11 protein-coding genes are annotated in these 9,521 nt (G+C 55.4%); 7 read left to right on the top strand and 4 right to left on the bottom strand.

Annotated features, from left to right (window positions below):
- Nucleotides 1-41: 41 nt before the first annotated feature.
- The 6 genes from gluQRS (at nt 42) to panD (ending at nt 5,039) form a co-directional block, all read left to right on the top strand.
- Nucleotides 42-926: a tRNA glutamyl-Q(34) synthetase GluQRS gene (gluQRS, locus tag A936_RS22375; RefSeq protein ID WP_034810183.1), complete on the top strand. Its 885-nt coding sequence runs from the start codon at nt 42-44 to the stop codon at nt 924-926.
- A gap of 56 nt (nt 927-982) precedes the next feature.
- Nucleotides 983-2,383 carry a polynucleotide adenylyltransferase PcnB gene (pcnB, locus tag A936_RS22370; RefSeq protein WP_213715251.1) on the top strand — a complete coding sequence of 467 codons (1,401 nt, stop codon included), beginning with the start codon at nt 983-985 and terminating at the stop codon, nt 2,381-2,383.
- Complete coding sequence (gene folK, locus A936_RS22365; protein WP_008461854.1) at nt 2,380-2,859, top strand: 2-amino-4-hydroxy-6-hydroxymethyldihydropteridine diphosphokinase; 480 nt, start codon at nt 2,380-2,382, stop codon at nt 2,857-2,859. The genes pcnB and folK overlap by 4 nt, the downstream gene beginning before the upstream one ends.
- 44 nt (nt 2,860-2,903) lie before the next feature.
- Nucleotides 2,904-3,698 (top strand): 3-methyl-2-oxobutanoate hydroxymethyltransferase, encoded by a 795-nt coding sequence (panB, locus tag A936_RS22360; protein ID WP_008461851.1) that lies wholly within the window; start codon nt 2,904-2,906, stop codon nt 3,696-3,698.
- 13 nt (nt 3,699-3,711) lie between these two features.
- Nucleotides 3,712-4,566, top strand: coding sequence for a pantoate--beta-alanine ligase (gene panC / locus A936_RS22355; RefSeq protein ID WP_008461848.1), 855 nt, complete (start codon nt 3,712-3,714; stop codon nt 4,564-4,566).
- Between the two features lie 92 nt (nt 4,567-4,658).
- On the top strand, nt 4,659-5,039 hold the full coding sequence (gene panD, locus A936_RS22350) for an aspartate 1-decarboxylase (RefSeq protein ID WP_008461846.1): 381 nt from the start codon (nt 4,659-4,661) through the stop codon (nt 5,037-5,039).
- A gap of 70 nt (nt 5,040-5,109) precedes the next feature.
- Here the strand turns inward: panD and A936_RS22345 are convergent, their stop codons facing one another.
- The 4 genes from A936_RS22345 to A936_RS22330 all read right to left on the bottom strand — a co-directional run bounded on the left by A936_RS22345 (nt 5,110) and on the right by A936_RS22330 (nt 8,692).
- The gene (locus A936_RS22345; RefSeq protein ID WP_008461844.1) at nt 5,110-6,360 is read right to left on the bottom strand and encodes a polysaccharide deacetylase family protein; all 1,251 of its coding nucleotides are present in this window, start codon (nt 6,358-6,360) and stop codon (nt 5,110-5,112) included.
- A gap of 91 nt (nt 6,361-6,451) precedes the next feature.
- The gene (locus tag A936_RS22340) at nt 6,452-6,883 is read right to left on the bottom strand and encodes a PTS sugar transporter subunit IIA (RefSeq protein ID WP_008461841.1); all 432 of its coding nucleotides are present in this window, start codon (nt 6,881-6,883) and stop codon (nt 6,452-6,454) included.
- 115 nt (nt 6,884-6,998) lie between these two features.
- A complete protein-coding gene (locus tag A936_RS22335; RefSeq protein WP_008461840.1) occupies nt 6,999-7,769 on the bottom strand; it encodes an ABC transporter permease in 771 nt (256 codons plus the stop codon).
- Nucleotides 7,766-8,692, bottom strand: coding sequence for an ABC transporter ATP-binding protein (locus A936_RS22330; RefSeq protein WP_008461839.1), 927 nt, complete (start codon nt 8,690-8,692; stop codon nt 7,766-7,768). Before A936_RS22330 ends, A936_RS22335 begins: the two co-directional genes overlap by 4 nt.
- A gap of 97 nt (nt 8,693-8,789) precedes the next feature.
- Here A936_RS22330 and can point away from each other — a divergent pair, with 97 nt between their 5' ends.
- Nucleotides 8,790-9,470 carry a carbonate dehydratase gene (gene can / locus A936_RS22325; protein WP_008461838.1) on the top strand — a complete coding sequence of 227 codons (681 nt, stop codon included), beginning with the start codon at nt 8,790-8,792 and terminating at the stop codon, nt 9,468-9,470.
- Nucleotides 9,471-9,521 lie beyond the last annotated feature (51 nt).

Genomic DNA, 9,521 nt, shown 5'->3' with positions numbered 1-9,521 from the left:
GGGAGACTCTCCCGCCATATTACTTTATTGCACCCCAAAAAATGTCAGCTCAACTCTACATTGGCCGTTTTGCCCCCTCACCTTCCGGGGAACTGCATTTTGGCTCACTCATTGCCGCTCTTGGCAGCTACCTTCAGGCTCGCGCTCAACAGGGTCGCTGGCTGGTACGCATCGAAGATATCGATCCTCCTCGCGAAGTTCCCGGCGCCGCCGACACCATCCTCAAACAGCTTGAGCATTACGGCCTGCACTGGGATGGCGATGTGCTATGGCAATCCCACCGCCATGAGGCCTATCGCGCCGCGCTGAACTGGCTCCGGCAGCAAGGGCTGAGCTATTACTGCACCTGCACTCGCAGCCGTATTCAGCAGATCGGCGGTTTCTACGATGGGCATTGCAGAACCCTTGGCAACGGGCCACAAAACGCCGCAATGCGCCTGGTGCAAAACAACCCGGTGCTGAGCTTCCAGGACGGCCTGCGCGGGCAATTGCATGCCGATGAGTCTTTGGCGCGGGAAGATTTCATCATTCACCGTCGTGATGGTCTGTTCGCCTATAATCTTGCTGTCGTGGTGGATGACCACTTCCAGGGCGTGACGGAGATCGTGCGCGGTGCAGATTTGATAGAGCCGACGGTACGGCAAATCTCGCTATATCAGCAGTTTGGCTGGCCCGCTCCCGGCTATATTCATCTGCCACTGGCGCTCAACGAGCAGGGCTCTAAGCTTTCGAAGCAGAATCACGCGCCCGCGCTGCCGCAGGGCGATCCTCGCCCGCTGCTGGTGGAAGCGTTGCGCTTTTTAAATCAACAAGTAGCGGACGGCTGGCAAGATCTGACGCTGGAAAGGCTGCTGGAGCAAGCCGTAATGAACTGGTCGCTTAATAGTGTGCCGGTGAATACATCATTCTCAAATGCGCCACACTGAGCTATGATTAGCCGCTGTTTTTTTTGTCCCTATGATTGACACTGCCGAGGTGGACTATTTTTACCCGAGTCGCTAATTTTTGCCGCAAGGTGCTTAACCGCGATGACGTCGTGGTCGAGGAGACCGAAACTCTCCCGCACATTACTGTTATCCCGCGCGATCAGCACGCTATTTCCCGCAAAGATATCAGTGAAAATGCCCTCAAGGTACTCTACCGTTTAAACAAAGCAGGCTACGAGGCTTACCTCGTCGGCGGCGGCGTCCGCGACCTGCTGCTGGGCAAAAAACCGAAAGATTTCGACGTCACCACCAGCGCGACGCCAGAACAAGTTCGCAAACTGTTCCGTAACTGCCGCCTGGTTGGCCGCCGTTTCCGCCTGGCTCACGTGATGTTCGGGCCTGAAATCATCGAAGTGGCCACCTTCCGCGGCCATCATGAAGAGCAGCAGTCTGCCGACCGTCAGACCTCGCAGCGTGGCCAGAACGGCATGCTGCTGCGTGATAACATCTTTGGTTCTATCGAAGAAGATGCTCAACGCCGCGACTTCACTATCAACAGTCTTTACTACAGCGTTGCCGATTTCTCCGTGCGGGATTACGTCGGCGGCCTGAACGATCTGAATAAAGGCATTATTCGCCTGATTGGCGACCCGGAAACGCGTTACCGCGAAGATCCGGTGCGAATGCTGCGCGCCGTGCGCTTTGCCGCCAAGCTGAATATGACCATCAGCCCGGAAACCGGCGAGCCGATTCCTCGCCTTGCCACGCTGCTGAACGATGTGCCCCCGGCGCGTCTCTTTGAAGAATCGCTCAAACTTCTGCAGGCCGGATACGGGTTTGAAACCTACCAACTGCTGCGTGAATATCAGCTCTTCCAGCCGTTGTTCCCGATCATCACCCGCTATTTCACCGAGCAGGGCGACAGCCCGATGGAACGCATTATTGCGCTGGTGCTGAAAAACACCGATACCCGCATTCATAACGATATGCGCGTAAATCCGGCGTTCCTGTTTGCGGCGATGTTCTGGTATCCACAGCTGGAAATGGCGCAAAAGATTGCCCAGGAAAGCGGCCTCGCCTACTACGACGCCTTTGCGCTGGCAATGAATGAAGTGCTGGATGAAGCCTGCCGTGCGCTGGCGATTCCAAAACGCATTACTACGCTGGTGCGCGATATCTGGGGCCTGCAGCTTCGTCTGTCCCGCCGCCAGGGTAAACGCGCCTGGAAGCTGATGGAGCATCCTAAATTCCGGGCGTCTTACGACCTGCTGGCGCTGCGCGCGGAAGTCGAGAACAACCAGGAACTGCTGCGTCTGACCAAATGGTGGGGCGAGTTCCAGGTCGCTGCGCCGCCAATGCAAAAAGATATGCTGAACGACCTTGGCGATGAGCCTGCAGCTCGCCGCCGCACGCGTCGCCCACGCAAACGCGCGCCACGTCGCGAAGGTAATTCATGACCCTCGCGTATATCGCGCTGGGCAGTAACCAGGCGTCGCCGCTGGAGCAGGTTTCATCTGCCCTTGACGCCCTGGCCGCCATTCCACAAAGCCGAATGGTGGCCACTTCTTCGTTTTACCGCACCCCCCCGCTCGGCCCGCAGGATCAGCCAGATTATCTGAATGCTGCCGTGGTGCTGGACACCGACCTGTCTGCCGAAGCCCTTCTGGACCATACCCAACGTATTGAACTGGAGCATGGCCGCGTGCGCAAAGCAGAGCGCTGGGGGCCGCGGACGTTAGATCTCGATCTTATGCTGTTTGGCGATGAGGTGATGCACACCGAACGCCTGACTGTGCCTCATTACGACATGAAGAACCGCGCGTTTATGCTGGTTCCTCTGCTGGAAATAGCACCGGAATGCCGCTTTCCCGACGGGCAGTCTGTTGCCGCGATACTGGCTAGCCTCTCCCAGGAGGGCATCACCCGCTGGTAAACAGCGCGCCCGTATCCTGTTCTAACCTTTCTCCGGGGATGATGATGAAACCCACTACCACCTCCACCCTGCGTAAGCTCAAGCAGGATAAAAAGAAATTCGCCACCCTTACCGCCTATGACTTTAGCTTCGCTAAGCTGTTTGCTGACGAAGGCGTCGGCGTTTTGCTGGTTGGCGATTCGCTGGGCATGACGGTTCAGGGCCACGACTCTACGCTGCCGGTCACGGTGGCAGACATTGCCTACCACACTCGTGCGGTTCGCCGCGGTGCACCAAACTGCCTGCTGCTGGCTGACCTGCCGTTTATGGCCTACGCCATGCCGGAGCAGGCGTTTGCCAACTCCGCAGAGGTAATGCGTGCCGGGGCTAACATGGTGAAAATCGAAGGCGGCCGCTGGCTGGCTGACACGGTGAAAATGCTGACGGAGCGCGCCGTTCCGGTTTGTGGTCATTTGGGATTAACGCCGCAGTCGGTCAATATTTTTGGCGGGTATAAAGTTCAGGGCCGCGACGAACAGGCCGCGCAAACGCTGCTGGATGACGCTCTGGCGCTGGAAGCCGCTGGCGCCCAGCTGCTGGTGCTGGAGTGCGTTCCCGTTGAGCTGGCTAAACGCGTAACCGAAGCGCTTTCTATCCCGGTGATTGGCATTGGCGCGGGCAACGTCACGGACGGGCAGATTCTGGTGATGCATGATGCCTTTGGGATTACCGGCGGCCATATTCCTAAGTTTGCGAAGAATTTCCTTGCTGAGACCGCCGATATTCGCACCGCGGTGCGCCAGTACATTAGTGAAGTCGAATCCGGCAGTTATCCGGGCAACGAACACAGTTTTTACTGACAGGAGATAGGTTGTGCTGATTATCGAAACGTTACCGCTGCTGCGTCAGCAGATTCGCCGCTGGCGCCAGGAAGGAAAACGCATCGCCCTGGTGCCGACCATGGGCAACCTGCACGATGGGCACATGACGCTGGTGGAAGAAGCCAAAGCCGTGGCTGATGTGGTCGTGGTCAGTATTTTCGTGAACCCGATGCAGTTTGACAGACCGGACGACTTAGCCCGCTACCCGCGCACCCTGCAGGAAGATTGCGAAAAGCTGAACCGCCGCAAGGTGGATATGGTCTTTGCCCCGGCGCCGGTTGACGTTTACCCTCAGGGCCTCGACACACAGACATTTGTGGATGTGCCGGGCATCTCCACCATGCTGGAAGGCGCCAGCCGCCCAGGGCATTTCCGTGGTGTTTCCACCATTGTCAGCAAACTGTTCAACCTCGTTCAGCCCGACGTTGCCTGCTTTGGCCAAAAGGATTATCAGCAGCTAGCGCTGATCCGCAAAATGGTCGCCGATATGGGCTACGACATTGAGATTATTGGCGTACCAACCGTGCGCGCTAAAGACGGCCTGGCGCTCAGCTCACGTAATGGCTACCTGACTGCAGAGCAGCGTAAAATCGCCCCGGGATTGAGCAAGGTCATGAACGGCCTGGCGGAAAAACTGAGCGGAGGCGACCGTGATACCGAAGAGATGCTGATCCTCGCGGCCACAGAACTGAACGAAAAAGGTTTCCGTTCTGATGACCTGCAAATCCGCGATGCGGACACTTTGCTGGAGCTGTCAGCGGAAAGCAAACGTGCGGTGATCCTGATGGCGGCCTGGCTCGGTCAGGCCCGACTGATTGATAACGTCACCGTCGATCTGGCGCAGTAGACAGCCTAAATAAAAAGGGCAATACTGCCTCGAATATCCACGGCGCGGGTGATATCCGCGCTTTTTAAGCCCAGTAACAAAGGTTCAAGTTTATGATTCGCACCATGCTGCAAGGCAAGTTACACCGCGTCAAAGTGACTCAGGCGGACTTGCATTACGAAGGCTCCTGCGCCATCGATCAGGACTTCCTTGAGGCGGCAGGCATTCTGGAATATGAAGCCATCGACATCTACAACGTCACCAACGGGAAGCGTTTTTCTACCTACGCTATCGCCGGTGAACGTGGCTCTAAAATCATCTCCGTTAACGGTGCGGCGGCACACTGCGCCGACGTCGGTGACATCCTGATTATCGCCAGCTACGTTACTATGCCAGATGAGCAGGCGCGCAGCTGGCAGCCAAAAGTGGCCTACTTTGACGGTGAGAATGAGATGAAGCGTCTCGCAAAAGCCGTGCCGGTTCAGGTCGCGTAACAACCGCCCTCGCCCTAACCCTCTCCCCACGCGGGAGAGGGATCGAACAACCCCAGTTTAGCTCACGTACTCACGATTCAGGCTGATTGGTAATCGTCCTCGACATCGTCTCCAGAGAATCCGTCCTCATAATATAAAGCCGCTTCAGCAAGAACGGGTTGTCGCCCGGTTTCACCTTCCCACGCACCGTGGTTACCGCCATATGGAATCCTGCATCGTTCGCCGCTTTTACCGCAATATCGTTATAGCCGCCAAACGGATAAGAGAGATAAAGCACGTGCGGATTGAACTGCGACAGCGCACGGCGCGAGTGCTCAAAATCAAACAGGATATTGTGGTAGCTACGGCTCAGAAGAATCGGGCGGCGGTAGTTATCCACGCGATGCAGGAAATGCGTGTGCGACTGAATATCGAACACGCTTTGAATCGCCTCCAGCTCAGAAATACTCATAAACTGCAGAGACTTTGGATTCCACGGCTGTGGATGACGCTTAATGCGCGACGAGATAATGTAAGCCGTCGCTTTAAAGCCGTACTGTTTCAGAATCGGGAACGCGTAGCGGTAGACTGATTTCAACCCGTCATCAAAGGTTATCACCACCGAGCGAGCCGGGAGATTCATACGGTTACGCAGATAACCTTCCAGCTGATACATCGTCAGCGTGGTGTAGCCCATGTCACGCAGCCAGGTCATCTGGTTGCTGAACGCAACCACCGAGGTGGTCGTCGACGTATGGCGGAAACGCGTATTTTCCTCATCACGCAGAATGTGGTGATAGGTCAGAACCGGAATGCCGTTATCCGGCTGCGCGTCCAGGCTGCTGATGTAGCCCAGGCGATTGCCAATGCGAATTTGGTACCAGGTCTGGTTCAGGCGATCTTTGAGCTTGCCGATGATTGGGTAACGCAGGTTATCTGCCAGCGTGCCGAACACCGCTGACGAGGTGGCCGGCTCGCTATAGATAGCCACGTCGCGGAAGGTGATCAAGTTTTGGTTACTCAACGGATTGTTGAGATCCCCCAGCCGGTCTTCCACTCGCTGCTTGCCTTTTACCGGGCCAAGATGCGCCTTGTCGATAAACCCGGTACCGAAGCCGAAATTAAACTCGTAGTAATCTGCGGCCGTCGGCACCACCGCCAGGATTTGCCCCTGGCCGATACGGCCGACGGAAATCACATTATCACCCACCTGCGCCCAGATATCGGCATCTTCGGTGGTTTGCATATATTGGGCGGGAGTGTCATGGCTACTGAGCAGGCTAGCCTGAGCAGTTCCGATGCTGATGACCAGCATGACGCAATAAACAAGGCGAGTTAACATGGCAAATTAGTCAGTTTTTGTCGGAAAGACGGAAGGAAGTCATTAGTTTAGCAAAAGACAGAGGAATACCAACCTCAATAGATACATACCCTTAATAATTGTGCAGCAATACAAACGGCGGGTTCTTTTGCTGCTGATGCCAAAGGCTGGTCACCGCCTCCCCGCCCTGTTCCACAATAAGCTGCCGAAAGGCTTCGCTGGAGATATTTTCCCGCTGCTCACGCATCGCTAAAAGCAGCGGCAGCGTTACCCCGGCGATAACTTCGCAATGCTCATGCTTATGGTTCATCAATGCCGCTGCCCGGTAAGGTTCCGCCCCGGTGAGATCGGTCAGAAAGATAACGCCGTCGCCCGAATCGCAGTGGTGAAGAGCATCGCACATCATCCGGCTCAGCATATTGGTGCTTAACCCGTGCCAGAAATTCACCGCACAGCACTGAGGCTGCGGCCCAAAGCGCTGCTCGAGAGCATCCAGTATCTTTTGTGCGTAGTCGTCGTGTCCGGCAATGACCCAGCCAAGCATAAAGTCTCTCCTGTTTATGGAGCGACAGTGTGCCAGAACGCTGAATAAGTAGCCTGATGCGTATCAATTTGGCGTAAGAAAATCCCCCTAAAGAGGGGGATTTAATCAGGAACTATTAGGTCCGGAGCCCGCGACCGCGCTGGATGAGATACCAGCACAACAAGTAAAACACGACGATAAAGATTGCCAGCACACCTACGGTGGTCACCAATGGCACATCGGTAATGCCCAGGAAACCAAAACGGAAGCCGCTAATCATGTAGACGATGGGGTTCAGGTGCGAGAGCGCCTGCCAGAACGGAGGCAGCAGGGTCAGGGAGTAAAACACCCCACCCAGATAGGTCAGCGGCGTCAGCACGAAGGTCGGGATCAGACTGATATCATCGAACGTTTTGGCAAAGACAGCGTTCAGCAGACCGGCCAGCGAGAACAGAATAGCCGTCAGTACCAGCGTCAACGCCACGAACAGCCATGAATGCACCTGGAACGGGACGAAGAACAGCGACACCGCCGTGACCAGGATCCCCACGCACAGACCGCGCGCGACGCCGCCACCAACATAGCCCGCGATGATCACGTGCGTGGGTACAGGTGCCACCAGCAGCTCTTCGATATTGCGCTGGAACTTCGCGCTGAAGAATGAGGAAGCGACGTTGGCGTAGGCGTTGGTGATCACCGCCATCATGATCAGGCCCGGCACGATGAACTGCATATAGGTGAAGCCGTGCATTTCGCCGATACGCGAGCCAATCAGGTTACCAAAGATAATGAAATACAGGGTCATGGTGATGACCGGCGGAACCAGGGTCTGGATCCAGATACGGGCGAAGCGGTGAACTTCTTTGGTCCAGATGCTTTTCAGCGCCACCCAGTACAGCTGCATCATGCCTGATCCCCTTGTTTACCGTTTACCAGCGTCACGAACAACTCTTCGAGACGGTTAGCTTTGTTACGCATACTCTGTACCTGAATCCCCTGCGCGCTTAGCTGGCTGAACACGCTGTTAATCCCCTGTTCACGCAAAACTTCGACTTCCAGCGTGGACGTGTCCACCAGCCGATACTGGTAACCGTCGAGCTTAGGCAGTGGACTTTTAGGGGCCAGATCCAGGATGAAGGTTTCTGATTTCAGCTTGGAAAGCAGCGATTTCATCGAGGTGTTCTCTACCAATTCACCACGCTGGATAATGCCGATGTTGCGGCACAGCATTTCGGCTTCTTCCAGATAGTGAGTAGTCAGAATAATGGTAGTGCCTTTGTCGTTGAGATCTTTCAGGAAGCCCCACATAGAGCGGCGCAGCTCGATGTCTACGCCGGCAGTAGGCTCGTCCAGAATCAGCAACTTAGGTTCGTGCATTAACGCACGGGCAATCATCAGGCGACGCTTCATCCCTCCCGATAACATCCGCGCACGTTCGTTGCGTTTTTCCCACAGATCGAGCTGTTTTAAATACTTTTCGCTGCGTGCTATCGCTTCGCTGCGCTCAACGCCGTAGTAGCCAGCCTGGTGCACGACGATCTGCTGCACCGTTTCAAACGGGTTGAAGTTGAATTCCTGGGGAACCAGGCCAAGCTGGCGTTTGGCGTTGACCACGTCTTTTTGCAGATCGTAGCCAAACACCCGCACGCGGCCGGAGGTTTTATTCACCAACGAACTGATAATGCCGATAGTGGTGGATTTTCCCGCACCGTTAGGGCCGAGCAGCGCATAGAAATCACCCGCTTCAACGCGAAGATCTATGCCACGTAGCGCCTGGACGCCACCGGGATAGGTTTTCGTTAACTGTTCCAGTTCCAATGCAATTGTCATGGATATTCGCTTACCTTATTCGGTACTTGTTTGAAAATTCGTTGAGTTACCCTATATTACCCCATCGCACTTCTCGGGTGACAGGCGTTAACCTCACATGAAAGACATTGATTCCCTTATCAGCAATAATGAACTTTGGTCAAAAATGCTGGTTGAGGAAGACCCCGGTTTCTTCGAAAGACTTGCCCAGGCACAAAAACCTCGCTTTCTCTGGATTGGCTGCTCCGACAGCCGTGTTCCCGCCGAACGACTTACCGGCCTGGAGCCAGGCGAACTCTTTGTTCACCGTAACGTGGCAAACCTCGTTGTTCATACCGATCTGAATTGCCTTTCCGTTGTGCAGTACGCTGTAGACGTCCTTGAAGTTGAGCACATTATTATCTGCGGTCACTACGGCTGCGGCGGCGTTCAGGCTGCGGTAGAAAACCCGGAGCTGGGCCTAATTAACAACTGGCTGCTGCACATTCGCGACCTGTGGTTCAAGCATAGTTCGCTCTTAGGGGAACTGGCACCGGAACAGCGGATGGACACGCTCTGCGAATTGAACGTCATGGAGCAGGTATACAACATCGGCCATTCCACCATCATGCAGTCTGCCTGGAAACGCGGCCAGAAAGTCACGGTTCACGGCTGGGTCTACGGTATTCACGACGGGCGCCTGCGCGACCTTGAAGTGACGGCCACCAGCCGCGAGTCACTCGAGCAGGGCTACCGCAGCGGCATAGCCAACCTGAAGAATACCCACCATAGCCACCGGAATCGCGCAGCTTCGCAATAATTCCGTGAAATGTGGATAGCAAAAAGGGCCTTTTAAGGCCCTTTTTTGTTA

Source organism: Enterobacter sp. Ag1 (assembly GCA_000277545.1).
In the GTDB taxonomy this organism is placed as follows: Bacteria; Pseudomonadota; Gammaproteobacteria; order Enterobacterales; family Enterobacteriaceae; genus Cedecea.
This window is presented reverse-complemented; position numbering and strand designations above follow the sequence as displayed.

What these genes read in the sequence shown, in the direction of transcription:
- gluQRS (WP_034810183.1), top strand. Translation starts at nt 42, where the DNA reads ATGTCAGCTCAACTCTACATTGGCCGTTTTGCCCCCTCACCTTCCGGG.
- folK (WP_008461854.1), top strand. Translation starts at nt 2,380, where the DNA reads ATGACCCTCGCGTATATCGCGCTGGGCAGTAACCAGGCGTCGCCGCTG.
- panB (WP_008461851.1), top strand. Translation starts at nt 2,904, where the DNA reads ATGAAACCCACTACCACCTCCACCCTGCGTAAGCTCAAGCAGGATAAA.
- panD (WP_008461846.1), top strand. Translation starts at nt 4,659, where the DNA reads ATGATTCGCACCATGCTGCAAGGCAAGTTACACCGCGTCAAAGTGACT.
- A936_RS22345 (WP_008461844.1), bottom strand. Translation starts at nt 6,360, where the DNA reads ATGTTAACTCGCCTTGTTTATTGCGTCATGCTGGTCATCAGCATCGGA.
- A936_RS22340 (WP_008461841.1), bottom strand. Translation starts at nt 6,883, where the DNA reads ATGCTTGGCTGGGTCATTGCCGGACACGACGACTACGCACAAAAGATA.
- A936_RS22335 (WP_008461840.1), bottom strand. Translation starts at nt 7,769, where the DNA reads ATGATGCAGCTGTACTGGGTGGCGCTGAAAAGCATCTGGACCAAAGAA.
- A936_RS22330 (WP_008461839.1), bottom strand. Translation starts at nt 8,692, where the DNA reads ATGACAATTGCATTGGAACTGGAACAGTTAACGAAAACCTATCCCGGT.
- can (WP_008461838.1), top strand. Translation starts at nt 8,790, where the DNA reads ATGAAAGACATTGATTCCCTTATCAGCAATAATGAACTTTGGTCAAAA.